Source organism: Leifsonia sp. Root227 (genome assembly GCF_001428745.1).
Taxonomy (GTDB): Bacteria; Actinomycetota; Actinomycetes; order Actinomycetales; family Microbacteriaceae; genus Leifsonia.
The window spans coordinates 535,636-562,049 of record NZ_LMIO01000001.1 but is presented as its reverse complement, the minus strand read 5'-3'; the positions used below and the strand labels follow the sequence as shown (position 1 = coordinate 562,049).

At 62.2% G+C, this 26,414-nt stretch carries 22 protein-coding genes; 10 read left to right on the top strand and 12 right to left on the bottom strand.

Annotated features, from left to right (window positions below; all coding sequences use genetic code 11):
* Both ASE16_RS02610 and ASE16_RS02605 read right to left on the bottom strand, forming a co-directional pair.
* The gene (locus tag ASE16_RS02610; protein ID WP_082581171.1) at window positions 1-960 is read right to left on the bottom strand and encodes a carbohydrate ABC transporter permease; all 960 of its coding nucleotides are present in this window, start codon (window positions 958-960) and stop codon (window positions 1-3) included.
* A 75-nt stretch (window positions 961-1,035) separates the two neighbouring features.
* Entirely contained in the window at window positions 1,036-2,412 is a 1,377-nt protein-coding gene (locus ASE16_RS02605) for an ABC transporter substrate-binding protein (protein WP_082581170.1), read from the bottom strand.
* A gap of 428 nt (window positions 2,413-2,840) precedes the next feature.
* Here ASE16_RS02605 and ASE16_RS19275 point away from each other — a divergent pair, with 428 nt between their 5' ends.
* Window positions 2,841-3,560: a GNAT family N-acetyltransferase gene (locus ASE16_RS19275; protein WP_200949538.1), complete on the top strand. Its 720-nt coding sequence runs from the start codon at window positions 2,841-2,843 to the stop codon at window positions 3,558-3,560.
* Window positions 3,561-3,678: 118 nt separating this feature from the next.
* Here ASE16_RS19275 and ASE16_RS19270 read toward each other — a convergent pair whose 3' ends face one another.
* Together ASE16_RS19270 and ASE16_RS02600 are read right to left on the bottom strand one after the other, a co-directional pair.
* Window positions 3,679-5,085, bottom strand: a complete 1,407-nt coding sequence (locus ASE16_RS19270; protein WP_082581168.1) for an FGGY family carbohydrate kinase — start codon at window positions 5,083-5,085, stop codon at window positions 3,679-3,681.
* A gap of 3 nt (window positions 5,086-5,088) precedes the next feature.
* On the bottom strand, window positions 5,089-6,030 hold the full coding sequence (locus ASE16_RS02600; RefSeq protein WP_055890249.1) for a sugar-binding transcriptional regulator: 942 nt from the start codon (window positions 6,028-6,030) through the stop codon (window positions 5,089-5,091).
* A gap of 149 nt (window positions 6,031-6,179) precedes the next feature.
* Here ASE16_RS02600 and ASE16_RS02595 point away from each other — a divergent pair, with 149 nt between their 5' ends.
* Genes ASE16_RS02595 through ASE16_RS02570 form a run of 6 tightly spaced genes read left to right on the top strand, consistent with a single transcriptional unit; the run spans window position 6,180 to window position 12,801 of the window.
* Window positions 6,180-7,760 carry a sugar ABC transporter ATP-binding protein gene (locus ASE16_RS02595; RefSeq protein ID WP_235500270.1) on the top strand — a complete coding sequence of 527 codons (1,581 nt, stop codon included), beginning with the start codon at window positions 6,180-6,182 and terminating at the stop codon, window positions 7,758-7,760.
* Window positions 7,757-8,746, top strand: a complete 990-nt coding sequence (locus tag ASE16_RS02590) for an ABC transporter permease (RefSeq protein WP_055890246.1) — start codon at window positions 7,757-7,759, stop codon at window positions 8,744-8,746. The genes ASE16_RS02595 and ASE16_RS02590 overlap by 4 nt, the downstream gene beginning before the upstream one ends.
* Before the next feature lie 58 nt (window positions 8,747-8,804).
* A complete protein-coding gene (locus tag ASE16_RS02585) occupies window positions 8,805-9,854 on the top strand; it encodes a substrate-binding domain-containing protein (protein WP_055890243.1) in 1,050 nt (349 codons plus the stop codon).
* A gap of 8 nt (window positions 9,855-9,862) precedes the next feature.
* The gene (locus tag ASE16_RS02580) at window positions 9,863-11,575 is read left to right on the top strand and encodes a dihydroxyacetone kinase family protein (RefSeq protein ID WP_055890241.1); all 1,713 of its coding nucleotides are present in this window, start codon (window positions 9,863-9,865) and stop codon (window positions 11,573-11,575) included.
* 18 nt (window positions 11,576-11,593) lie between these two features.
* Window positions 11,594-12,055, top strand: coding sequence for a ribose-5-phosphate isomerase (locus ASE16_RS02575; protein ID WP_055890239.1), 462 nt, complete (start codon window positions 11,594-11,596; stop codon window positions 12,053-12,055).
* Between the two features lie 2 nt (window positions 12,056-12,057).
* Window positions 12,058-12,801 carry a GolD/DthD family dehydrogenase gene (locus ASE16_RS02570; RefSeq protein ID WP_055890237.1) on the top strand — a complete coding sequence of 248 codons (744 nt, stop codon included), beginning with the start codon at window positions 12,058-12,060 and terminating at the stop codon, window positions 12,799-12,801.
* A gap of 412 nt (window positions 12,802-13,213) precedes the next feature.
* Here ASE16_RS02570 and ASE16_RS02565 read toward each other — a convergent pair whose 3' ends face one another.
* The 7 genes from ASE16_RS02565 to ASE16_RS02535 form a co-directional block, all read right to left on the bottom strand.
* Entirely contained in the window at window positions 13,214-14,110 is an 897-nt protein-coding gene (locus ASE16_RS02565; protein ID WP_055890235.1) for an SDR family oxidoreductase, read from the bottom strand.
* A gap of 2 nt (window positions 14,111-14,112) precedes the next feature.
* Window positions 14,113-14,853, bottom strand: a complete 741-nt coding sequence (locus tag ASE16_RS02560; protein ID WP_055890232.1) for an SDR family oxidoreductase — start codon at window positions 14,851-14,853, stop codon at window positions 14,113-14,115.
* 96 nt (window positions 14,854-14,949) lie between these two features.
* Window positions 14,950-15,636 carry a TetR/AcrR family transcriptional regulator gene (locus ASE16_RS02555; protein WP_055890229.1) on the bottom strand — a complete coding sequence of 229 codons (687 nt, stop codon included), beginning with the start codon at window positions 15,634-15,636 and terminating at the stop codon, window positions 14,950-14,952.
* A 195-nt stretch (window positions 15,637-15,831) separates the two neighbouring features.
* Entirely contained in the window at window positions 15,832-16,734 is a 903-nt protein-coding gene (locus ASE16_RS02550) for a carbohydrate ABC transporter permease (protein WP_414843022.1), read from the bottom strand.
* The gene (locus ASE16_RS02545) at window positions 16,734-17,636 is read right to left on the bottom strand and encodes a carbohydrate ABC transporter permease (RefSeq protein WP_055890227.1); all 903 of its coding nucleotides are present in this window, start codon (window positions 17,634-17,636) and stop codon (window positions 16,734-16,736) included. The genes ASE16_RS02550 and ASE16_RS02545 overlap by 1 nt, the downstream gene beginning before the upstream one ends.
* Window positions 17,637-18,962 carry an ABC transporter substrate-binding protein gene (locus ASE16_RS02540; protein WP_082581166.1) on the bottom strand — a complete coding sequence of 442 codons (1,326 nt, stop codon included), beginning with the start codon at window positions 18,960-18,962 and terminating at the stop codon, window positions 17,637-17,639.
* A gap of 395 nt (window positions 18,963-19,357) precedes the next feature.
* Window positions 19,358-20,395, bottom strand: a complete 1,038-nt coding sequence (locus tag ASE16_RS02535) for an NAD(P)-dependent alcohol dehydrogenase (protein WP_055890225.1) — start codon at window positions 20,393-20,395, stop codon at window positions 19,358-19,360.
* Window positions 20,396-20,776: 381 nt separating this feature from the next.
* Between ASE16_RS02535 and ASE16_RS02530 the strand changes: the two genes are divergently transcribed.
* Genes ASE16_RS02530 through ASE16_RS02520 form a run of 3 tightly spaced genes read left to right on the top strand, consistent with a single transcriptional unit; the run spans window position 20,777 to window position 24,965 of the window.
* Window positions 20,777-21,790, top strand: coding sequence for a LacI family DNA-binding transcriptional regulator (locus tag ASE16_RS02530; protein WP_055890223.1), 1,014 nt, complete (start codon window positions 20,777-20,779; stop codon window positions 21,788-21,790).
* Between the two features lie 26 nt (window positions 21,791-21,816).
* Entirely contained in the window at window positions 21,817-23,907 is a 2,091-nt protein-coding gene (locus tag ASE16_RS02525) for an alpha-amylase family protein (protein ID WP_157480006.1), read from the top strand.
* Between the two features lie 17 nt (window positions 23,908-23,924).
* On the top strand, window positions 23,925-24,965 hold the full coding sequence (locus tag ASE16_RS02520) for a class I mannose-6-phosphate isomerase (protein WP_055890218.1): 1,041 nt from the start codon (window positions 23,925-23,927) through the stop codon (window positions 24,963-24,965).
* A 628-nt stretch (window positions 24,966-25,593) separates the two neighbouring features.
* Here ASE16_RS02520 and ASE16_RS02515 read toward each other — a convergent pair.
* A complete protein-coding gene (locus tag ASE16_RS02515; protein WP_055890213.1) occupies window positions 25,594-26,409 on the bottom strand; it encodes a siderophore-interacting protein in 816 nt (271 codons plus the stop codon).
* Between the last annotated feature and the right edge of the window lie 5 nt (window positions 26,410-26,414).

Genomic DNA, 26,414 nt, shown 5'->3' with positions numbered 1-26,414 from the left:
TCAGGCCTCTTTTCCATAGAACCGCTGCCAGCCCAGCACCGCTGCAATCGAGATCACTCCGCTGATCACGAGCATCACGATTGCCATCGCAGAGCCGTTGCCGTAATCCAGCAGGTTGAACGCCTGTTGATAGATAAACGTGCTCAGAATGTGCGTGGAATCTCCCGGTCCACCCTGCGTTAGCACCCAGACGAAGGGGAACGATAAGAACGAATCGAGGGCCTTGAAGCTAAGGGTCACAAAGATGACGGGTCGCATCAGTGGGAAAATAATCGTCCTGAGTCGCTGAAAATAGCTCGTACCATCGACCATTGACGCTTCGATGACACTGCGGTCGATCTGATCCAGCCCACTCGAGAACAGGATGAACACCCACGGTGACCATGCCCACACCACGACAACGATGATCGCCCAGAATGCAAGCTTCGGGTCGCCGAGGGGCGGATTCACGATTCCGTCGAGGCCGAGCACCTTTAGGAACTCTCCGTTATGCGGCGCGTACATGACGTTGCGCCAGAAGACGGCGCTCGCGGTGGGGATCACCAGGATCGGCAGGATGAAGACTGCCCGCCAAAACTTCGCCCAGCCTTGTTTCATGCTGAAGATGAGGAGCGCTTGCGCCATCGCGAGCACAAAGTCGAAAACGATGACCACGAACACGTAGCCGAACGTTCGCAGCGTGGCGGCGATGAAGTCGCCGTTCTGACCGGTGAAGAGCCGTATGTAATTGTCAACTCCGTTGAACTGGTCGGAACCGATCTGCAGATTGTAGTTGCGGAGGCTGTAATAGAAGGTGAAGCCGATCGGCACTGCGATAAGTGCGACCACTCCGATCATGGCAGGGACAAGAAACGGCCAGTAGCCTTGGCGACTCCGTTGCCGTTTCTGTGCCGATTGCTTGTGCTGCATCGGGATGGTCTCGTCTCGGTCTTGACGCTTGGTCAACGTTTCGTTTGGCACGTCTCGTCTCCTTTCGATCGCGTCGGGGCCGCGCGATGGGCGCGACCCCGACGTATCAGAGCAGTGGGGTCAGCCTCAGTGGGCCACACCGGCCGCATTGGCGGCATCCTGCATCTGCGTGCCCGATGTTTCTGCGTATTCCTGGGGAGTGAGCTGCTTGCCGATGAGCTTCTCAACGAGAGGAATGTCAATGGATTGGCGGAGTTGATTGGTGACCGGCGTCACCTTGTACGCCTTCGCGTGAGTCACCGAGTCCGCCACTCCCTGCGGGATCACTCCCTGGTCGACGGACCAACTCAGCAGTGACTTGTCGGTCGGGACATAGACACCAACACCCTTGGTGAGCGCGAGCTTCTGAATCTCTGGCGACATGATCCACTTTGTGAACTCCCACGACGCGTCCTTGTGCTTGCTGCACTCCGGGATGCCGCGCCCCCAGTAGAAGGAAATGCCGCCCTGGCCCTTTTCAAGGCTCGGGAACTCGAACGTGCCGATGTCGCCGAGGGTCGACTGCGCGTCCTTCATCCGGTTCCAGAACAGATAGACGTGGTCGTAGTCCATAGCGGTGTTGCCCGCGAGGAAGTTTGACGTGGTGTCGGCCGACTGCATGGCGCCGATCGAATCGGGGGTGTCACCGTCGGAGATGAAGCTGGAGAGGTAGTCCGCTGCCTCTACAACCTTCTTTTCATTGTTCGGATGCGCGGGACCCCATTGAGCGTTGCCCTTCGCGTCCTGGTACCCGTCGACGCCGTTGCGGAAGATCAAGTCGGCCAGTGTCGTTTCCGCTGGGTCGCCCGAGCCGGAGAAGACGATCCCTTTTGTGGTGGGCGTGGAGAAGAACGCCGCTACGTCCTTGACCTGCTGCGCTGTGGTCGGCGGGTCGGGCAGTTTGTAGCCGTACTTGGCTTGGAAGGCGGACTGGTTCGCAGGGTCGACGAACCAGCTCTTGCGGTAGGCCACGGCCTTCGCGCCCGAATAGAAGGGGTAGAAGGCCAGCTTGCCGTTGAATGAGTAGGCCTTCTGCGCGAAGGGCACCTGGTCCTTCAGCAGTTCGGCGGCGCTGGAACCGTCTGCCTTCAAGAACTGTCCAAGGTCAGCCATGTGCGATGCTGCGGCTGCTGTTCCTCCATCGAGCATCTCGACGTTGTCGATGGTGCACCCACCGACCGTGACGTCCCGAAGGAAGGTACTTGAGATGTCGGTGGTGTTGACCTTGTCCAGCTCCACCTTGATTCCGGTCTTCGCTTCCCATTTGGGAAGCTCGGTGTCCCACACCGGGTTGAATTGCTGATGCCCGGAACTCACCATCACCTTGATGGTCTGACCTCGGAGATCTGTTGCTTTGGGGGGCGTGCTGGGGGTTCCCGCCCCGGGACTGCATGCCGCCAGCATGGCGACGACGCTTGCGGCGACGAGAACGAGTCCTCCCCGCCGGAAATTGCGCTTGTTCACTCTTTCACCTTTCTTGTGGCGTCCTTGCCCAAGAGCCACTGCCGTGTGACTGTGCTCGGTGTTGCGCTCGTCGCTTCTTGTGGGAGGCTACGGTCGCGCCGGGTTGATCCCCATCTAGAGGACTAGACAAATCGTACGATAAACCCGTAGAAATGCCAATGGGCAATTTCCAGGTCACGGATAGGCGCACAGCCGCAACCTCACTCGAGATCGTGCGCATGCTCGACTTCGAGATACTGAAACACAACGGCCCCTCGTTCCGGGTTTAGACACACACCTCGTCTTGTGAGTACTGCAGCCCTGTTGCACCGCCCTCGCGCCAGCCGACGGCCAAATTAGCATCCTGCCGTCTCCACTCCTTGGCCGTTCCACAGATGGTTCATAAAAAGGCAAATCCATTGCAACGACGCGTTGCATAGTGTCCCCGCATGGCAGTCATCTCGAGAACTCCGCTCGTCGCGAGCACCGTGAGTCGCGATCGCAGTCAGCGCCATGCTGGTCTTTCTCCCATCGGAGACTGGCTGCTTTCACGACTCCCCCAGTTGAGGCCTCGCCGTCCTAGATTCATGCGGGGGCCACGATTGAAAGCCCCGTATCGTGCGCGAAGAATCCAAACTCATCGACTGGTACTGCGGCCTCACCGACTAGCGGACGCTGAAGCGTGGTACAGGCTCCAATCCGAGCCAACGGTGCTGGAATATCTCTCGTGGCCGACGCGAAGTCGCCGCCAGTCACGCCGCCATCTCCACGACCGGACACGTCACACCCTGTTGGCTCAGGAGGATGATTTTCTGGTGCTGGCTATCGAGCGTGATGGGGAGCTGATCGGTGACGTATCGCTTCACCTGCGCGGTATCGTGTCGGGAGATCGGCATGCCGAAATCGGGTGGGTCCTCAGCCCGGCCTGCGGCGGCCACGGGTTCGCCACAGAAGCCGCTAGCGTCATGCTGGAGATCGCCTTCACTCGACTAGATGTGCAGTACGTCAGCGCGGAGATGGCCACAGGGAACACTCGATCGATAAAGTTGGCCAGGCGCCTGGGCTTTCTTACGGTGCGCGAGTCGAACAACCGCGTGGTGATGGTACTTTCAGGCTCTTGTCGTCGAGTCTTTCACCGCGATGCAACCAGTATCGATGGAACCGTATAGTGCCCTGCGCGATTGATGCGCCTCTGCCGGAGGTGGGCGGACCTCTTTCGAGCGACTCCCGGCGAAATCCCCATTGGATGTGCGACGCCTGAAGCCATTCCGAGCAGCACCTTGGGTGCTATCCGTCCGTCAAAGGTGGCGCGAACAGTCGCTCACCCAACTCATAGTGTCGTTCGCGGACGCGCGTCATCCACGGCGCGTGTGGCTGAGGAACGGATCGGGACGCGAGTCCTCGATTCCAGGCTGGAAGGTCGCCCGACAGCGCCCACAACGCTTGTCGGGCTGCACCGAGAGCCGCATACTCACCCCGCGGCGGCCGATCGACGATGATTTGCGTGAGGTCCGCGAGGGCTTGAGCCAGGGAATCAGAACGCGCCCCGCCCCCGACTACGACGATACGCTCCGCCCGCACTCCTATCCGTTGCAGGTGACCGATGGAAGTAGCAGCCGCGGCGGCGATCCCAAGCACCGCAGCTCGCGCTATGTTCTCGCGCTTCATTGACGTTCGGGTCAGTCCAAGGAGCGCCCCTTGTGAATCGGAATAGTGAGGGTTGCGTTCGCCGTCTAGAAAGGGAAGAAAGACTAAATCATCGGCATCTTGCGTTCCGCTAGCCGCGAGATGATCCAACTCTTCGAGACCGACACCAAGCAACGCAGCAGTCGAAAGCAAAACGCGCGCGCCATTCAGAGATGCAACGATAGGCAGAAAGCGTCCGGTCGCGTCGGCCATGCTGTCGACAACCCCAAGCGGGTCTCGAACTGGCGCATCCAGCACGGTCGTGGCGGTCATGCTCGTTCCAATTGAAACGATGATCTCGCCTGGCACAGCCATCAACCCGAGCGCGGTCGCTGGGTTATCACCGCAGCCGGCACCAAGAACGATTCCGGAAGCAGTGATTCCCGCGCGAGCGGATGGGTGAAGCACGCGCGGCACTTCCAGCGTCCGCCCAAACGCAAGCTTCATGACATCCATTCGGTACGCGCCTGCTTCGATCGACAGGTAGCCAGTACCTGACGCGTCGGATCTATCTGTGGTCGCCTCTTCCGGGCACCTGAGCATTCGCCATGTGAGCCAGTCATGCGGCACCATGACCCGACTCACGCGAGCTGCGTTCTCGGGCTCATGGTCGCGAATCCAGCGAAGCTTTGAAACGGGGTGTGCACCAGCGGGCAACAGCCCTATCTCGTCCACCCAGCGCTCGACACCCCACTCTCGTTGGAGCGCTCTTCCGGATTCGCTAGAAGTGAGATCGTTCCACAAGATGGCATCTCGAACCGCCGCACCCGCTTCATCGAGGAAGATCGCTGAATGTTGCTGGGCGGTCACAGACAGCGCTGCCACGTCAGCCGTTGGTGCGCCAGCGGCTATAAAGGCGCGCCACCAATGTTCCGGGTGGATCTGGGTGCCGTCTGGGTGGGGCGCAGTTGAGGTGCGGACGACAGTGCCATCCGACGCGTCGACGACGACCAACTTGCTGTTCTGGGTCGACGAATCCACGCCGGCGACCAGGAGGGGACGCGCCATTGACTAGCCTCCGATGAGTCGCTCAGCAGTCTCGCTGTCCGTGACCAACCCAGTCAAGAGCTTTGCGTTCAACACTGCGCGGATCGCGCGGGTCTTCGAGGCGCCACCAGCCACTGCGACGATCGTCGGGATCGCACGGAGCTGCTCCTCTGTGATTGCGATGAACCGATCATTCAGATCATTGATGACATCTCCCGAATCGGTGACCAGGGTCGCCGCGATCTCCGCGACAACGCCTTTGTCGAGCAGCGACTGGCGGTCTGTGTCCGTCAAAGCATGATTCTCAATCATGAGTGAGTTCCGGGGCAACCATGATCCGATCGCTCCGATAGCCACAGTCACTCGGCTGAACTGATCGAAGGTTTGACGGACATCGGGTTGCCGACGAACTCCCTCCGCCGCCTGCGCGTCGCTCATCACAAGTGAGGAATAGATCGGCGACGGTCGCACCCCTCCGATCGTGCTCAGCCGACGCATGACCTCTAAACCGCTCTGCAAGATCGGACCGGCTGCGCCCGCTAGCTGCACGACGCGCCGACACGGAAGCGACTGAAGCGAACGTGCCATCGCGTTAATCGTGCGACCCGACGTTACGCCCAGAACATCATCCTCACCGAGAATTTCTTGTAAGAGCTCGGCTGCGGCACCACCCAGCGACTCTTGAATAGCCGTCGGGGACTCGATGGGCACATCCACGACTACCACGTGTTCCAGTCCGAAACGTTCTCGGAGCTGGACAGAGAGGTCAAGTCGGACGCCCGACGGGCTCGCGATCTCGAATCGGACGATCCCGACCTCGACTGCCTCTTCGAGCAGTCGACCCACCTTAAATCGGCTTAACCCGGTCGACTCGGCAATTTCGATTCGCGTTCGACCGTGCAGGTAGTACTCGGTCGCGATATGCGCGATCTGCACCTGCCTCGTCGGGCCCGGTGGTTGCACCATTGGATCCTCCGTCGATCATTTGAGCACACCCTCAACAACAAGTCAATTTTGCTCACATGAGCACACTGTTTGCATCTTTGAGAAATGGGGTCGTAACCTGTGTCCACCGAGCGCGCACCTTGCCTCGGGTTGAAGCAAAGGAGCTTGCCTTGCACACAGCAGTCGACGCCGATACGGAAATCGCGATGCTCACCTGCTCCAGCATCCGAATGTCGTTCGGCGGAGTTCCCGTTCTGAAAGGCGTCGATCTGACGCTGCTCCCGGGGACCGTCACCGCGCTCGCAGGCGAGAACGGCGCTGGCAAATCCACCCTGATGAAGATCGCCTCAGGCCAGTACCGCCCGGACGAGGGCCTCGTCGAGGTTCGAGGCGAAACCCTCGCCGCAGGCAATATCCGGGCAGCGAGCGATCTCGGTGTCGCGATCGTTCCGCAAGAGCTCGCATCGATCCCGGAACTCACTGTCTACGAAAATCTCTTTGTCGGCCGGGAGCTACGCACCACGCTGCGCACATTGAACAGAGGCGCGATGATTCGTCAAGCGCGTCAGAGCCTCCTGGAGTTCGGGGTCGATCTGGATCCGACTGTCCGCATGGGGAAGCTGCCGGTCGGTATCCGCCAGATCATCGAGATTGTCAAGGCCACCTCTCGCGGAGCACGCGTACTGCTTCTGGACGAGCCCACAAGCGCCATTCCGGAGCGGGAAGTGGCGCAACTCATTGAAGTCGTACGCCGATTGCGCGACCAGGGCGTCGCGATCCTCTTCACTACCCACAAGATGGAGGAGATCCGCGCAATGGCGGATCGCGTCGTCATCCTTCGAGACGGCACTCTGGTTGCCGACGCGGCTCTGACAGAGATCACCGACGACGGCATCGTTACCGCGATGATCGGCCGCGAGCTTGACATGCTCTTTCCGGAGCTGCCGCCAGCGGACGATGCGATCGTCCTAACCGTCAGGGACCTCGTCATCTCCCACGGCGACGCCCCCATCAGTTTCACGGTTAGTCGCGGAGAGATCGTTGGCTTGGCTGGACTAGTCGGCGCAGGGCGCACAGAACTCATCGAATGCATTTACGGCATCCGGAAGCCGGCTGCGGGGACTGTCACCGTCAACGGCAGGCTGCTCAGACATGGTCGGCCACGTACCTCGATCGACAACAACATCGCAATTGTTCCCGAAGATCGAAAGGGCGCTGGCGCTGTCCTCTCCATGAGTGTGCTCGACAATGCCACCCTCCCCCGCATCGGTGCGTTCTCCGCCTTCGGAATCCTCCGCGGCAAATCTCGTCGCCAAGCGATCGAAACGGCAATGCGCTCGATGCGACTCAAAAGCAATGGCCTCGGACAAAACCTTGAGAACCTGTCCGGCGGAAATCAACAGAAGGTCGTGCTTGGGCGGTGGCTTACCGGCAAGGTTGACGCCCTGCTACTCGACGAACCCACCCGCGGAGTCGACATCGGAGCGCGAAGCGAGATCTATCGGATCATCACCGAGCTGTCCGCATCTGGCATGGCAGTCCTCATGGCCTCTAGCGACATGCCTGAAATTCTCAGCCTCTCGCACAGGGCGCTAGTTCTTCGAGACCACGCCGTCGTCGCAGAGCTCGCGCGCGATCAACTGTCGGACGCGGCGGTGCAGGACACCATCTTCCGCCTCGCGTCGGGCCAAGACACCCGGGCGACTAGTCAAGCAACCCCCACCACCATTACCAAGGAGATTGACCGATGAACTCGATGAGCGCGGACGCCGCAGCGTCGCAGACCGCGCGCCCCTGGAACGCCAAGGTCGGGAACTTCTTGATCCGACACATCATGGTCGTAGTCATGCTGGTCATCGTGGGCTTCTTCGCCTACCGAAGCGCACGATTCGCCACCCCGGATAACCTAACAACGATCCTCATCGCGGCCGCACCGTTCGCACTGATCGCGCTTGGTCAGACCCTCGTGATCCTGACGGGCGGTATTGACCTGTCGGTGGGAAGTGTCATTGCCGCAAGCGCAATGGCGGCGGCGTGGGCCGCCACCAACATCGGCTCCAATCCGGTCATTCCGCTACTTGCTGCACTTGTTACCGGCATCGTTGCCGGAGCCATCAACGGCCTCGTTGTTAGCCGATTGAACGTGCCACCGTTCATTGCAACACTCGGAATGCTGACTCTTGCCTCCGGAATCGCCTACGTAATCGGAAATGGCGCACCCATCAACGGGCTTCCTGCATCGTTCGGGGTCTTCGCCAACACGCAAGTTCTCGGCGTCACTATCCCAGTCCTTCTAATGATCGTCGCAATCCTCGCGTTCGCGTTCATTATGAAGCGCACTAGCTACGGGCTCCGCATCTATGCACTCGGTGGCAACCGCCTTGCGGCAGAAATCGCCGGCGTCCGCTCACGCGGAGTGCTCTTCAGCGTCTACGCGATAAGCGGCCTGCTCGCTGGAATCTCCGGCCTGATGCTCTCCTCGCGAGTAATCACGGGCGCGCCAAACCTTGGTCAAGGATACGAACTGGACGCAATCGCGGCTGTCGTGATTGGCGGGGCCAGTCTGATGGGCGGTCGAGGGACAGTTTGGGGCACCGCCATCGGCCTCCTCCTCATCCAAACGATCAATAACGGCCTCGACCTCCTCCTCGTTCCTGCGTACTGGCAGAACGTCATCAAGGGCGTGATCATCGTCGCCGCCGTCGGAGTCGATGTTTGGGCTTCCCGCCGCAGATAAATCACTCCCCACTCAACGTCCGCAACGCATCACATCCCTCAAAGGAGAAGGAACGCATATGTTCAAACGCAAGCACAGCGTCGCAGGCGCTGCCATCATTACCGCCGTCGCACTCGGCCTAACCGGATGCGGCGCCGGAGATCCCAGCGCTGGCGGCAAACGCATCACCATCGGCGTCACGGTGTATGACATGTCGTCGTTCATTACTCAGGGCAAACAGGGCATGGAAGCCTACGCCGCCGCCAACGACATCGACCTGCAGTGGAACTCCGCCGGCGGCGACGTTGCAACACAGGCGAATCAGATGAATCAGTACGTCAGCGGAGGCGTCGACGCCATCATCATCGTCCCCGTTCAAGCCGATTCACTCCAGCCTCAGGTTGCCGCCGCGAAGGCGGCGCACATCCCTGTCGTCGATGTGAACACAGCCCTCTCGGGCGCCGCTCTGGACGCGAGTGTGCAGCCCGACGACGTCGCTGCCGGCGAACAGGAAGCGAACCAAATGGTCGATGCCCTTGGTGGTAAGGGAAACGTCGTGATCCTCGAGGGACCGCTCGGGAGCTCCCCGCAGATCAACCGCGGAAAGGGAATCGCCAACGTCCTGGCAAAGCACCCGGACATCAAGGTCCTCGCGCATGACACGGCCAACTGGAAGCGCGACGAAGCCGTCAACAAGATGAGCAACTGGGTATCCGCATTCGGCGGACAAATCAACGGAGTCATCTCACAGAACGATGACATGGCGCTAGGCGCCATCCAGGCCCTACGCGAAGGCGGGCAGAGCGGCGTCAAGGTAGTCGGCATCGATGGGATCGAAGACGGTCTGAATGCCGTCAAGTCCGGCACCATGATCGGCACTTCCTTGCAGCACGGCACCGTCGAGCTCGCAACTGGGCTCGCGGTTGCGGCGAAAATCGTCCGCAAAGAAAAGGTCGACACCAAGCCCGTCTACGTCATGCCCGCCATCACATCAGCAAACGTCGACGACGCGTTGAAGAACGTCGTCACCGACCAGAAGGCGTTCCTAAAGAACCTTCCCGCTTTGGTCAACGACAACCTCACAACCGGAAGCATCGCGTACGAGGGCCTCCCGGGCCAGAAGAAATAGGAAAGAAAATGACTACCCTCTACAACGACCCAGCCGAATTCGCTGAAGACCAGTTCGCTGGATTTCTCGACCTCTACTCGGACCGACTCCGTGGCGTGCCCGGCGGCGCAGTGGCGCACCGGGGAGCGACGCCGATTGTCGCGGTCGTTGTAGGGGGCGGTTCGGGCCACTACCCGGCATTTTGCGGTCTGGTCGGGCCCGGCTTCGCTTCCGGCGCTGTCGTCGGCAACATCTTCACTTCCCCGTCCGCTGCTCAGGTGTACTCAGTCGCGAAGGCCGCCAATCAAGGACGTGGCGTGATCCTAACCTTCGGCAACTACGCCGGAGACGTCATGAACTTCGGAATCGCCGCCGAACGCCTCCGACGCGAAGGAATCGACACCCGAATTGTTCTAGTGACCGATGATGTCGCGTCTGCTCCGGTGGAAGAAAAGAGGCGCGGTATCGCCGGCGACTTCACCGTATTCAAGGCGATGGGGGCTGCGGCGGCCGCTGGGTACACTCTGGACGACGTTGAACGAGTCGGACGTGAAGCAAACAACTCGACGCGTTCATTTGGTGTCGCCTTCTCCGGGTGCACGATGCCTGGATCCGACGAGCCACTCTTCACGGTGCCGGAAGGCCACATGGGGGTTGGGCTCGGGATTCACGGAGAACCCGGCATCCACGACGCGCCCCTCGTGCCGGCAAAAGACCTCGCCAGAATTCTGGTCGACGGAGTACTTGCCGCAGGTCCTATCTCGCCCACCTCACGGGTCGGCGTGATCGTGAACGGTCTGGGAACCACCAAGTATGAGGAGCTGTTCCTTCTCTGGAACTCGATCGGCCCTCTTCTGCGCGAGGCTGGTCTTGAGCCGGTGGATGTGGAAGTCGGCGAACTGGTCACCAGCCTGGATATGGGTGGCTGCTCACTCACGCTGATGTGGTTGAGCGACGAACTCGAAACCATGTGGCGAGCGGAAGCTTACGCACCCGGATACCGCAAAGACAACGCTAAAATCGGCCGCTTGCGCCGGGCAGACGTCGCAGCGGAGACCGGCGAGAGCGAACAGACACCTGCAACCTCTGAGGCCGGCGCCGCGGTCGGCGCTCTCATTCGTGCCGCACTGCAGACCATCTCGGAAACCATTCACGCCCATGAAGTCGAGCTCGGCCACATCGACGCCATTGCCGGGGATGGAGACCACGGCCGTGGAATGGTCAAAGGCGCCGACGCCGCGCTCCGAGCTGTTTCCGGAAGCTCCGGGGGGCCCGCGTGGTTACTCGCACGAGCTGGCCGCGCTTGGGCCGCCGAGGCAGGCGGAACCTCAGGCGTGCTCTGGGGAGCGGGTCTGGAAGCAGCCGGTGACTCGCTGACCGACACCCGCGACCATTACACGGCCGAAAGTGCCGTCGACGCCGTCGACGCGTTCGCGCTCGCGATTGTTGACCTTGGACGAGCAAGCAAAGGCGACAAAACCCTCGTCGATGCCCTCGAACCATTCGCCACGGTGCTGCGCACCGAAGTGGAGAAGGGGCGCCCGCTCGACGAAGCCTGGGCGCTGGCTTCGACCGAAGCGACACGTGCCGCCGCAGCGACTGCAGCGCTCACACCGCGGGTGGGCAGGGCGCGACCACTCGCAGAGAAAAGCATTGGCACGCCCGACGCAGGTGCAACATCGCTGGCACTGATCGTCGAGTCGCTCTCGCACATCGTCACGCCGTCCCGTGCCGGCCGCTAGCTGGAAGGAAACCTCAATATGACTATCACCCCACTACGAATCGTCGTCGGTAGCGATGACGCAGGATTCACCTACAAGGAGATTCTGAAGAAGGAGCTCGAATCGGACCCGCGGGTCGCTTCGGTTGTGGACGTAGGCGTCACGGCCGACGGCCACACTGACTACCCGCACATCGCTGTCACCGCCGCCCGCCAAGTCGCCGCAGGCGATGCAGATCGTGCCCTTCTCGTCTGCGGTACAGGTCTTGGTGTCGCGATCGCTGCCAACACGGTGCCTGGCATCCGCGCTGTGACCGCACATGACTCGTATTCCGTCGAACGCAGTGTCCTGTCAAACGACGCGCAGGTCCTGTGCATGGGCCAGCGAGTTGTCGGCATCGAGCTCGCGAAACGTCTGGCCAAGGAATGGCTCGGATATCACTTCGACACTTCGAGCCCGTCAGCCGCAAAGGTAGACGCGATCAAGAAATATGAGGAATAGAAATGGAACAGACATTCAAAGATTCAGTGGCCGTCGTGACTGGCGCTGCCAGCGGGATCGGACTCACCGTTGCCAGGCACTTCGCGGAGCGAGGAGCTCGCGTCGTCGGGGTTGACCTGGGCGAGCGAGTCATCGAGCTCATGAGCGAACTGCCCGGAAGCGGGCATCACGGAATCGTCAAGAATCTCACAGACCCAGCGGCCGCATCCGAGTCGATCGCTGAGGCTGTCGCGGTGGTTGGCACGCCCACCATTCTGGTCAACTCTGCAGGGATTGCGCTGCTTGACCCAGCTGTCGACGTGCCCGCGAGCCGTTGGCAAGCAACCATCGACGTGAATTTGAGTGGCAGCTTTTACATGGCGCAGGCGGCAGGCCGCGTGATGCTCGAAGCCGGCTATGGCAGGATCATCAACCTCGCGTCACAAGCCGCGGTCATCGGCCTTGATCAGCACGCAGCGTACTGCGCCAGCAAGGCAGCAATTGTTGGGCTGACCCACGTCCTTTCGCTGGAATGGGCACGCGGTGGGGTAACGGTCAACGCCGTGTCCCCAACCGTCGTCGAGACCCCTCTCGGCAAAGCCGCATGGGCTGGGGAGAAGGGCGAAAAAGCGAAGGCTGCGATCCCGGTTGGCCGGTTTGCGCAGCCAGAAGAAGTCGCGGCATTAATCGGATTCCTAGCCGGAAAGGACGCCGCGATGATCACCGGCGAGAACGTGCTAATCGACGGCGGTTTTACAACCGTCTGACGCCGAGCCACCCGTGTGAAAAAAAGGAGTCCACGCCCTTCCCACGCGGGTGAGGGAAGACGAGCGCTGTTCCCCCCGCTCGTCTTCCCGCAAAGCTTCGGCGCGCGAAACCTAAGTAGCGCGACCGAAACGGGGCGATTGGTAGACGCCCCACGGAGAGTAATGGACGTAGCTCTCAACCAAGGCGGGGAGTCCGTGACCTACGGGCTTCCCGCCTGCTCCTGCGGCAAAGGAACCCTTCAACCCGGTGCATAGTGCGCCTCACCCAGGCATGCCGCGAACGACTGCGACGACGAGAGCGAGAACAACTACCAACTGAATTGCGACGATACCAATGATCACGCCCCGCTGACGTTTGGTCAGCGGGGCGTGATCATTGCTTTCAGGCGTCGCCGGGCGACGATGCGGCATGTTAGGCCTTTTCCGTCACGTGAAGAAGGTCTCCGAGGCCTACCCGTTCGAGAAACTCCCCCCGAATACGGTCTGCGACGTTACTCACTTCCTCTGAACCGTCGTTCGCGGGATCGATGTGAACGCGGTATGGGCGGGTACCTTCGGGCAGCGCGATGATCCGCGCGATCTCGTCGGAGACCATTGATGCGTTCGCATCCTTCGGGGCGAGATCGGCCAGTTTTTGACCAACTTGCTCCATGAGACCCGGGTACTTCGCATCGTATTCGGTCTCGATGGCGGTGTCCGCCGGACGCCCACTGTGGGCAAAGTGGTTCGTTCCGGAGGTGAAAGAGCCGGGAACCACGATGCTGGTCTCGACACCGAATCGTGCAAGCTCGGCAGCGTAGCTGACGGCCAGCGAGTCCATCGCCGCCTTCGCGGCAAAGTACGGCGCGAGGTAGGGCGGAGTGCCTCCCTTCACGCTACTGCTCGAGACCCACACCACAAGGCCGTGGCCCTGGTTCCGAAGGATTGGAAGCGCGGCCCGGTTCACCCGCTGGGTAGAGAGCACATTGACGTCGAACAGCTGAGCGAGTTGCTCGGGCGTGAAAGCCTCGGCTGGCCCGGTGACCATATGTCCGGCGTTGTGGATGACAACATCAACTCGGCCGTGCGTGTCGAAGATACTCCGAAGCGCTGCGTCCACGGAGTCCTGGCTGTTCACATCGAGCTCGATCGCGCGTAGGTCGGCTCCGTTCTCGGCTGCAAACCGGGCGGCCGCTTCCACCTGCGGCGCATTGCGCCCTTTGGTCTCGCGCATTCCTGCGTAAACAGTGTCGCCTGCGCTTGCGAGTGCGCGCGCCGTCAGTGCTCCGAAGCCGCTGCTGGCGCCCGTGATGACGATGATGTTTGCCATGCTCAGATCACCCCGCCGTTGACATAGATGACCTGTCCGTTGACCCAACGTGCGGGCCCGGCGAGGAAGGAAACAGCCTCGGCAATGTCGGAGGGCTGACCAAGACGTTCCAGCGGTGCGGCTTTGGACGCGGCAGCGATCGTTGTCTCGTCCTTGCCTTCAAAGTAGAGGGGCGTGGCGGTCGGACCGGGTGCAACTGCGTTGACTGTAACGTCGCGCCCGCGAAGCTCCTTCGCGAGGATGAGGGTGATCGCGTCCACAGCGCCCTTGCTTGCCGCGTACGCAGCGTAGCCAGGGATTGCAAGCTTCGTGACTGTGGTGGAGAAGTTGATGATGGCGCCACCCGCGCGAACCCGTCGCGCTGCCTGCTGGTCGACAACGAACGTTCCACGAATGTTGGTGCGGTGCATGCGGTCAAGGGCGTCAAGGTCGAACTGCTGAAGCGGGCCGAGGAGCATGATTCCTGCGGTGTTCACGACGACGTCAATTCCGCCGAACTGGGCTTCGACCGTATCGAATGCTGCCTGCATCTCGTTCTCGTTAGCTACGTCGCCGCCAACGGCGAATGCGTGGCCGCCATTCGACATGATCGCGTTGACCGTCTCCTCGGCGCGCGCCTTGTTTCCCGCGTAGTGAACGGCGATTGCCAATCCATCGGCGGCGAGGCGTTCGGCTACAGTTCGACCGATTCCACCGGACGCGCCGGTGACTAGCGCGACACGAGTGTTAGTTGTTTGCGACACAACAGTGTCCCTTCCTTGTTGGTAGCAGCGCGCTTTTGGGCGCGCCAGGGCGCGTGTCGGGCGATCGCCCGACACGAGATCATGTGAGTTGGACTTCTAGCGAATCGCCAGGCGATCCAGCCATTCAGCGAGGAGCATCCGCTCAGCCTCCGTCAACGGCGCGGGTTCTTCCGATCGGAGAAGCGCGCGTAAGGTCACCGCTGCGGTTTGCAAAGTCGCGGCTTCGCCTGCCGGCAGAGAGCCGTCTACGACGATCGCTTTGATTGTTGCGTCGCGAACGCGAGCCGAAACGTCGTCCGACCCGTAGAATTCGGGTCTGGTTATCAGCGCTAACGCGACGCCGCTGTTGGCTGCCAGAACCATCTTTGCCGCCGCGCTAACGGGAACGGCAAGCTTTCCCGCTTCCGCGCACCTCTTAAGGATTTCGGTGAGAAGCTCGTGGGCTTCGGCGACCGACTTCGGCTCGGTTCCCAATCCTGGCGCGAAAATGAGTCGATAAAGGTTTGGGTGGCTCAATGCGAAGCCTGTGTGGGCGTCCCATCCCCTGGTCAGGTCCGCGACGGGATCCTCGGACGGCACCGCGGCACGCTTGCCCGCCAAATAGGACTCAAATCCAAAGTCTGCTGTCGCAGCGAGCAGGCCGTCTTTGTCTCCGAAGATGCGGTAGAGAGTGGGTTGTTGAACATGAGCTGCGTCACAGATTGCGCGAGTGGAAATGTCGCCGCTCGGCGACGCTGCCAGCAATGCAGCTGTGGCTTCGATAATGGTGGTTCTCGTGCTCATGTAATCGACGATAACACTAATCCGTTATCAACGCAAACACCATCTGGGGATTGTCCAGCTATCGCAGTTCCATGTGGGCACCAAGCAATTGAACAACCAGGTCCGGATAAGTCCGACCTGGTTGGAAGTCAAGAGATGCAATAGGTGCGACTCCCTCGGTGGTGGGGGCTCACACCGAGGGAGTCGCGGTCGGTTCTACTTCCCGACGCCGGCGGTGAGGCCGCTGATGAGCTGCCTTCTGGCGAGGATGTAGAGAACGAGGATCGGAAGGGCAGAGAGCACCACCGCGGCGAGCGTGGCAGGCACGTTGATGCTGAACTGCCCTTGGAAGTTCCAGAGCGCAAGTGGGAGCACGCGGATGTTCTCGCTCTGCGTCAACACCAGGGGAAGGAGGAAGCCGTTCCATACCTGCAGCGCGTCATAGATGACGACGGTGGCGATCGCCGGTCTCGCCATCGGGACGACGAGGCGCCGGAGGATCGTCCATTGACCAGCTCCTTCGACCCGCATCGATTCGAACAGCTCGTTGGGGATGTCGCGGAGGAAGTTCACCAGGATCAGCACGGTGATCGGGATGGCGAACGCGATCGACGGGAGAATGATCGCGAACAGGGTGTCGTACAGCTTGACCTGCCCGAGCATGAAGAACAGGGGCACGATCGTCGCCTGCAGCGGGATCGCGAGTCCGAGGAGGAACAGCGAGTATGTGGCGCGGACGAACCGGGCGCGGGAACGCACGATCGTGTACGCGGCAAGCAAGCAAATCACGGCGACCACGACCACTGTCACCACAGTGACGATCAGGCTGTTCGCGAAGTATGACAGGATGCCGCTGTTGATCACCGTTGCATAGCTGTCTAGGGTCGGATGGGCGGGAGGGAGCAGTGGGTTCTGCGTGTAGAAGGCACCCTGCTGGCTGATACTCGCGATCACGATGTAGTAGATCGGCAGGATGATGACGGCCAGCCAGATGTAGCCGGCCAGCCCGCCGATCACATTGCGCTTGGGGCGCCCGGCGGACCGGCCGCGGCGGGGCTTCTGCTGCGGCGTCACCTGGGTTGGCGCGTCCACCGGGCGTTCTTGCATCGTCGTCATGATCAGGCTCCGTCCTGCTGGCTGGACATGCGGTTGAACCCGCTGAACTTGGTGAGGCCGGCCGCGAGGAGCAGCCCGATCACTACCAGGATGACGGCGAGGACGCTCGCACCGCCGAGGTCGCTCGCTGAGAACCCGGTGAGGTACATGTCGAGCGGCAGCAGCCGCGTGGCGTAGCCTGGGCCGCCCTGCGTGAGGATGTAGACGATGTCGAAGTAGGTGAGTGAGCCGACGACCATCAGCGTGGAGGAGGCGATTATCGTGTTCTTGAGCTGCGGGATCGTGATGAAGAAGAACTGTTTCACGCGCCCGGCGCCGTCAATCTGCGCCGCCTCGTATAGGGACGCCGGGATCTGCCGCGCTCCCGCCTGGTAGAGCAGTGAGTGGAACGGGATGAACTGCCAGGCGATCACGAATATCACTACGTAGAGGACGAGCGCCGGGTTCCCCAGCCAGTCCTGCGACAGGAAGGGAATGCCGAGGGCCGCACCGATGCCGTAGTTGGGATCGAGCAGTGCCTTGTAGGCGATCGCGATTGCGGCCGACGAGAGGATCAAGGGGAGGAAGTAGAGCGCGGCCAGTACCGACCGATACTTCTGGCGGCCTGCCGTGAAGACGCCGAGCAGCAGACTGAGCGGCGTCTGCACGATCCAGGAGAACACGATCACCTGGAAGCTCAACCAGAGTGCGTTGTATGTAACTGGGTCGCTGAGCTGGTTGACCCAGTTGGCGATGCCGTTGAAGACCGGAGCGGTGAGGCCGTCCCAACTCGTGAAGCTCAGGCCGAGGGCTATGAGCAGGGGCGCGATCGCGAACACCAGGAAGAAGACCAGTGCAGGGACAACGAGCCATCCGCTCGGGGCCGAGAGGCGGGCGACGGCCCCACCGTTCCGTGTCGTACTCATTTACTTTCCGATGGTCTTGTTCATGTTGTCGGAAAACTGCTGAGGGTTCTCTGAGCCGTTGAATAGGAGGTCGAGCTGTGTCCAGAACGCCGCGGACGCAGCTGGGGAGAGTGCCAGGTCCCAGGACTGCTGGAAGTTCGGCGCATCCGCGATCATCTGGTTGAGACCCTTGGCGAAATCACCCTTGAGCTGGTCGCCGACGCCTTTCACGGGTGGGATGTTTCCCGCGTCGATGATCGACTTGGTGTAGTTGTCATTCCACACCGTGTTGGTGAGGTAGTCGAGGGCGGTCTTGGTCTGCGCATCCGATGCTTTGGACGAGATGGCCCAGTATGACGACGGGTTGCCCGCGATGTTCTTCGGGTCGCCCTTGCCTCCAGTGACTGCGGGGAATGGCCCGAAGCCGAGTTTTCCACTCGACTCGAAGGTTGGATCGATCTGCGAGATGCCGGAGTAGGCCCATGCGCCCTGCAACAGCATCGCGGCCTTGCCGGTGACCATCAGGGCGAGATCGGCATTGGTGTCCGCCGAGACAGAGGCGAAGCCGCTGGCGAAGCCGCCGGCCTTCACGAGCTCTTGGATCATGGTGTTCGCCTTGATGACGGCGGGGTCGCTCCAGGCGTTCGGCTTGTTGTCCAGGATGTTCTGGAACACCTGAGGTCCGCCGATCCGGTCGACGAGGTACTCGATCCACATCAGGTACGGCCATTTGCTTCCGCCGCCGAGGGCGATGGGCGCGAACCCGGCTGCCTTGATCTTCGGGACTGCGGCAAGTAGTTCATCCCAGGTCTTGGGCTGCTCGACTCCGGCTTTTTTGAGCACGTCGTTGTTGTAGTAGAAGACGACGGGTGAGGTCGCGGTCATCGGGACGGCGTAGGTCTTGCCACCGTTTACGCCGCCCGCAGCCACTGAGGGGACGAGCTTGTCGGTGTACGAGCTGTCCAGATCGCCGGTGATGTCTTTGATCAGACCTGCCTTGACGTACTGCGCCATCGTGCCGCCGCCCCAGGTGTAGACCAGGGTGGGTGCCTGTGGGGAGCCGATAGCCGTGCGGATCTTGTCCTTGTAGTCGTTGGTGCCGAACAGGTTGACCTTGATCTGGGAGGACGGGTTGGCGGCGTTGAACTCCTTGATCGATGGGGTAATGACGGCACTGTCGGCCGTAGAGCCCCAGGCTGTGACGGTGCCCGATGCTGCGGTGCCGGTGCCGGAGCCGCAGGCCGCGAGGCCGAGGGCGAGAGCTGTGGCGGCGGCCACCGTGGCGACGATGCGTGTGGCTCGGCGTTTGCGGCCTGTGCCGCTTGCGCCTCGTGTGAGGGGGTTCATTCGGATTCTCCTAATCTCGGTGTGCTGCGGGCGCGAAGTGAGCGCTGTGCTGGTGCACGGAGGGTGAGGGTCGCGACGGACGGAATGCGACGGCGCCACGGGGGTTCGTCGTGGCGGGGAGGTAACGCGTGACTGGCGCTGTTCGAGTGCTCATTACGTTCTTCACCTCGTTGTGTGTCGTAGCGGAAGCTCAGTGGTTACGTTTCCACTCACGAGAGTAACTCGCGATCTCGAGAGTGTCAACATTTCGCCATTACCCTTTCAAACAAAGGATTATCTGGGCCAGATTGACGAATAGGCAGCTTCGACGCGGAGGCTTTCGTGGGTGGAAATAGTGGAAGCGATTCCATACCCGCGCACCCGGTAGTGTTGAATCCTGCCGGGTGCAGCAGGCGTCACACCGCGTTCGGCGTGACAATGACCTTCATGGTGGACGGCAGACCGGCGGCCTTGAGAGCGGCCTCGACGTCGGCCAGTCCGTAGTGGCCGGTCACGAGAGCGTCCAGATCGACCTTCCCCGACGACGCGAGCTCGATGGCGAGCGGCCAGGTATTCGCGTAGCGGAACACGCCGGTCACGATCAGTTCCCGGCTCTGGATGCGCGAAACCGGGAGCACGACGTCGTCCGCCCCCATCCCGACCAGCACCACGCGCCCCGCGGGGGCAACGGCCTGGATGCCGGAGCGTATCGCCGGCTGGGCGCCGGAAGCGTCGATAAACGCGTCCACGTCGAGGCTCAGGGCGGAGATGTCGTCCGCGAGTGGATCGATGGTGCGCGTCGCGCCGAACCTCAGAGCCACCTCCCGCCGCTCCTCGACGGGATCGCTGACGATGACCTCGGCGGCGCCGAAGGCTCTGGCCACCTGTGCGACGACAATGCCGATAGGACCGGCGCCGGCGATCAGAATGCGCGAACCCGGGGCCGTCCCCGCCTTCTGGTTGCTCCAGATGCCGACCGACAGCGGCTCACAGAGTGCGGCGGCCTCGAAGCTCATGGTGTCCGGGATGGGGTACGCGTAGTCGGCCTGGATCGCGGCGAACTCGGCGAACGCGCCATCGATGGGTGGGGTCGCGTAGAACTCCATCCGTGAGCACAGGTTGTACCGACCGCGTTTGCACTGCACGCATGTTCTGCATGCCCGTTGCGGCTCGATGGACACGCGTTCGCCGACCCGGGACGCGGACACGGAGCTACCAACGGCGACGATCGTCCCTGCCGACTCATGGCCGAGGATGAGCGGACCTTCGACGACGAACGGACCGATCCGGCCCTCGTGGAAGTAGTGCACGTCCGACCCGCAGACGCCGACGGCGGCGATGCGGACGAGGACCTGGTCGTCGCCCAACGGCGTGACCGGGACCGTGTCGGTCCTGACGTCTCCTGCCGCGTGGAGGACGCTGGCCCTCATTGTGCTCGGCGGGGTCATTGTCATTGGGGTTTCCTTTCCAACCGCAACGATGCGGTCTGTCTACTTGGAACCGATTCCACTCTTGTTCATCGAATCAGGTCTGTCAACGCAGACCTCTGCGTATCCGTTGTTGATGGAATGGCAGCTATTCCGGGGGTACACGCGACATTGACAGATCAGGACGCGTGTGACTAGCCTCGACAGTGGAAACGTATCCACGATTCTTCTCCGCCGATCGACACGATGAGGTGACTTCCCAATGAGCGACGCTTACCAGGGCGCCTTCGTCAGTATCCTGCGACAAGCGGGATCAGTCGGCGTGAGTGCGTCGCGCCCAGGCGATGGAGGACGTTAGTGACAACACCGAACAGCAGATCGGACGATAGGAACTCTCGTCCGGCGACGATGAAAGACGTCGCGGCGGCCGCCGGCGTCGGCTTGGGCACGGTCTCGCGCGTCTTTTCCAACAAGGGCAAAGTCGCCGACGCCACTCGGCAGCGCATCCAGGCGGTCGCTCTGGAGCTGAATTACCGTCCCAGCGCGCTCGGCCGCGGACTCAAGCGGATGACCACGAACAACATCGGCCTAATCGTCACCGATATCTCCAACAACTTCTACGGCGAGTTCGCCCAGGGGGTGCTCGCGACCGCCAAGACCCTCGGTCGGCATGTCATCCTCTGCGCCAGCGGTGAGGATCCGGAGACGGAGCTCGAGTACATCGACCTACTGGTCGAGCAGCGCGTCGATGGAATCATTGCTTTCCCGACGGGCGAGAACCGCGACGCCTGGCGCAGCGCCATCTCCCTCGGCATCAACGTGGTCTTCGCCGACCGCACTGTCGACGAGATCGACGTGCCGTCCGTGCTCGTCGACAACCTCGCCGGCTCGCGCGCTCTGACCGAGTACCTTCTCGCGCTCGGCCACCGCAGAGTCGGCTATCTGGGCGGCCCATCCAACCTGACGAGCGGACGCCTCCGCGAGGAGGGCTACCGCCGTGCCCACGCCGACATCGGCCTAGAGGTCGACGAACAGCTTGTGGTGCGAACAAGGTTCACCCGTGACACTGCGTACGCCAGCGCACTCCGCCTCCTCGAGGCACCGGCAGCGCCGACCGCTCTCGTCGCCAGTAACAACGTCCTCGGCGAGGCAGCCCTGAACGCCGTCCGCGACCGCGGCCTGAAGGTGCCGGACGATATCTCGGTCGTGATGTTCGACGACGTCCCCTGGGCGAACCTGGTCGAGCCGCCGGTCACGGTCATCGCACAGCCGGCCTGGCAGATGGGTCAGGCGGCCACCCGGATGGTCCTCGCCCCCGACTTCTCCAGTATTCAGTCCTTGACACTTGCCACCGAGCTGATGCTCCGCAAGAGCGCTCGGCCTTGGCACGCCCGCCCCGCACAACAACGAACCCCCGCCTAGCCGGGGAGATGGAGCTCCGACACATCATGGAACGTGGCATCTACTTCGACGGATGGTATCCGAACGAGCATTGCTACCACCCGAGTATGCCGCCGCGCCGGTTGTCGATGATCGACGACCTGGAAGACATGGGCGGAACGATACTCGTCTGGGCCGGTCTCGGCGGCGGTTCCATCAGCCTCTCCTATCTTGAGGAGGAGGCGTTCGGACAGGTGCCCGCCCGTTTCCGCCAGCACGGGTACGTGAACGACTCGGAGTTCATCCACCACGCGAAAGACCGCGGCATCGATTTGTTCGCCATCGTCTTCGAGGCGCAGGCATGGGAGTTTCCCGCAGAGGTCGTCGACGGCGAGGTCCTCGCTCAGAATCAGCTTCGCGGTGCGGGCCCGGCCAGCACCGTCGGTCTGCGTGATTTCTCCGCCGACACGGGCCCCGCATCCTGGAAGCCGTTCCGTCACTATTTCCCCGACGGGCTCGTGAACAGCGACGGGGAGCAAGTCTCCGACCTCTGGGAGGAGGTGGTCTCCCGCGACCTCGACGGCGAGCCGCTCCGCGCCCACTGGGTCGAGGTCGACGGCAAAGGCCAGGTCTGCTACTTGGCCGATCGCAACAACCCCGTCTGGCGGGAGTACCTCAAAGCGATCGTGCGCATCCAGATCGACGCGGGGGCCCCTGGTATTCAGCTCGATGAGACGGACGTTCCACTTCTGGCACTCCGCTACGGTGGCTGCTTCTGCAAGGACTGCATGAAGGGGTTCCGTCGCTACCTCCTCGGCCTCGACGACACGCCAGCCGAACTCGCCGAGGTCGACCTCGCCACATTCGACTACCGCACCTGGCTGCGCGATCAGGGCTTCCAAAAAGGCGTAGCACCGCAGACCTTCCCGCTCTACGAGCACTACACACGCTTTCAGGAGTTCTCGATCGCGGAAACCTTCCGTGAAATCACCGCATACGTGCGCGAGTACGCCGCCTCGAAGAATCATCCGATCCGCATCGCCGGCAACTTCTATGACTGCGCGCCCTACTACGACGCGATGGTCGATGACGTGGATGTGCTCGTCACTGAGATGCGTGAGACGAAGTACCAGCAGCCTTGGTATTTCCGGCATGGGGTCGGTCTCTCCCGTGGCAAGCCGCTCGTCGCTGTCGAGAATCCGTACGGCGGCGTGACGGACGAACTGCTCACCAAGCTGCAGGAGGGTCGCGCCCGCGACCTGTTCCGTCTGACGATCTTCGAGGCGAGTGCGATGGGGGCGAACATGTCGCTTCCATACGGTTCCTGGCTCGGCACGGAGGTCAAGGACTCGTACTGGGTACCGCGGAAGCTAGCGGTCGAGGTCGGCCGGTTCCTGAAGTCGATCGACGCCGTGACCTCCAACGTCTCCGAGCACAGCACCGCGGTGATCTACTCGGTGGCGAGCGTCATGCGGTCGACCATCGACTCCGACCAATTCTTCGACCAGAACCGCTGGTACGAGCGCGTCGAGGCCCGGGATGCGCGACCAGCGTCCTACTGGGAGACCATCGAACTCCTCAGCCGCAGCACCAGGACGTTCGACACGGTCGTCTTTCCCGATGAGGCGCTGCGCGCGACCGACGTCGGCGCATCGGACCTCGGTCGCTACAGCACTGTCGTCTTGCCTGACGTCTGGAACGTGAGCGCCGGCCAGCACGAGTTACTCGTCGACTTCGTCGATCGAGGGGGAAACATCATCGTCAACGGCGAATACGGCACAGAGCTCGAGAGCGATGACGCCGCACGACTCCTGGAGCACCCGAACACCTCGGTGGCCAAAACCCTCGAGCAGGTGGCAACGCTGACCTCGGCGGACGTGATCGGCGACCTCGGGGAGCTTGCGGCGGCGAGCATCCACTCGCTCGCGGATGGCACGTCCGCTCTTCATCTGGTCAACTACGACTACGACGATGTGACCGACAGCATTCGGGAGCGGTTCGCCGTAGCTGTCGGGGTGCGGGTGACGCATCCCGTGTCGACGGCCGTATTGCACGCCCCGGGAGGCGAGCCCGCGGTCATACCGGTGGACGTCGTCGACGGCGTGGCGAGCGTCGTCCTCCCGCGTATCGGTACGTACGCGATCGTCCACCTCTCCTGAACGGTGCGAGTGAGACCATGACGACCATCGACACCTCGCGAGGCTCGGCGTATGCGCCGCTCATCCTCGCTCCAAACCAGCCGGACCACCGCCCATACCGCGGGGGAGCAGGCATCGCCCGCTTCCGCGGGACCGCGCAGCCGAGCCCGTACAGCCCGGAAGACTTCGTCGCCTCCACCACCGAGATCTTCGCGGGCGGCGGCATCGGGCTCACCATCCTCCCGGATGGCCGCAGCCTCAGAGATGCGGTTATCGCCGACCCGATCGGCTTCCTCGGCGAGGACCACGTCCGCCGCTACGGGGCCCGCACGATGCTGCTGGTCAAACTCCTCGACACTGCAGAGCGGCTGTTCGTGCACTACCACCCGGACGACGCGTTCGCCGCGCTCCACCTTGGCAGCCCCCTCGGCAAGACGGAGGCGTGGGTCGTAATTGACGTTGCCGAGCCTGGCAGCGGATACGCGGCATTGGGCTTCAACCGGAACGTCTCCAATACGGAAGTCCGACACTGGTTTCACGGACAAGACGCCCCCGACATGCTCGGAGCCATGAACCACGTTCAGCTCTCAGCCGGCGACACGCTCCTCGTCCCTGCCGGACTCCCCCACGCAATCGGACCGGGCCTGACGCTCGTGGAGCTCCAACAGCCGACAGACCTATCCGTACTTCTCGAATACTCCGGATACAACGGACTGACCAGCGACGATGCTTTGCTTGGACTCGACCTATCGACTGCCGTTGAAGGGCTCAATCGCTCAGCAGTCGACCATGACGCACTCAGCCAATTGATGACGGCCGGTGCAGATGGAAATGAGTCCCTTTTCCCTAGAGAAGCTGACACGTTCTTCTCCGCCGAGCGAATTCAGGTGGCTGGACGCAAGGAATTAGACGCCTGCTTCTCGATTCTCGTTGTGCTCGACGGTTGCGGAGCGATTGAATACGCGGGCGGTAGGCTCCCCGTTTCTCGAGGAACCACCGTTTTGAGCGCACACGGGGTCGGTGAACTCACCGCTCACGGAGATTTCACGCTTCTGCGATGCCGCCCGCCCCGGCCCTAGATCGAACGGACGCCCTGCCTGCCGGTACGTCCCAACCTTTCGGACGGCGTCGGGCGCGTCGCAGAGCTTGCGACCAAACCTCACGTTGCTCGCCCGGGCAGAGTCGAAGGCGGCACGCAACGCCTCGGTCTCACGTTGAGCTACACCAAGCGAGCGCGATATCACCGTGGAAGCCAAAACGTGCAAAGTCTCCGCCGCTGCTCAAGCGAATACGGGAACCGGAGTTCCTATCGAGAGAAGAAGCACAACGGCAGACCGAACACTCGACATTCTCAACATGTTCGATGAGCGACGGCTCCGAATCACCGGTGCCAACCTCACCAAAGAACTTGGGGGTTGCTCGCTCGACCGCGTACCGAACTATGCAGACACTCACGGCGGCTAAGTTCATCGAAGAAGACCCGAGCGGACGATTCCGGCTGGGGCTGAATCTATTCGGGCTCTCCCGACTCGTCAGACGATCCGATGGCCGTCGACAGAGCCGCCGGAGATGGACGTTCAAGAAACTAACGGTACTGCCAATGGTCTACTCGTGGTCGGTATGCCTCCGGTGCTCGCTCGACAGGTGAACAGGCAGCCGATGGATAGCGACCCGCCTCCGCAGCCGGCTCTAATCAGTTGTGCGCAACTAGTGGGCCCTCTTCCAATAGCCACAGAAGGTCACATCGCCTTTCGCCAGGCCGGTGCCGACCCAGTGGCGGCGCAGACTGACCGCCATCGAAGATTCGCCGACCACCCAGCCGTAGGTGCGGACGCCGCCGACGCCGAGGTCGCGGGCGCGCAGTGCGGCAGCGGCGCCCGGCACCGCGTGCGGGTCGTCGCGCACCACCCACACGAGCTCGACGCCAGAGCGCGTCGGCAGGTCGCGCACGTCGCCGGGATGCGGAACCTCCACAATCGCCGTCCCTTTGATCCGCTCGTCCAGGGAGGCGAGGATCCCGCCGACGGCGGGGAGCCCCGTCTCGTCGGCGACGAGCCGGACCGCGAAGATCCCGGGGGCGGGCGCGAACATGATGCCCTCGTCGAGCAGCGCGACCGCATCCCCTGTCGCACAGGTCTGCGCCCACGTGGCCGCCGGTCCGCTCGTCCCGTCGTCCGCCGAGCCGTGCAGGACGAAGTCGACATCCAGCTCCTGCGCCTCCGGCCGGAACGCGCTGACCGTGTAGTTGCGTAGCACGGGCCTGGACGACTTCGACATTGTCAGGTACCTGGCGTACGCGAACGTGTCGAGCTTCGCCGGGAGCCTGGTCAGCGCCAACTCGTCCGTCGTCGGGATGAAGAAACGGAACCACTGATCGAACCCGAGCGAACGGAATTTCGCGATGTCACCGCCGCCGAGGGTGATCCGGATGAACGTGGGAGAGATCCGCTCGGACCGCAGCACGTGCAGGATGATCAGCTCGGACACCTCCGGCTTTACCCGCTCGGCGTTCGTGCGCGCCATGCTCC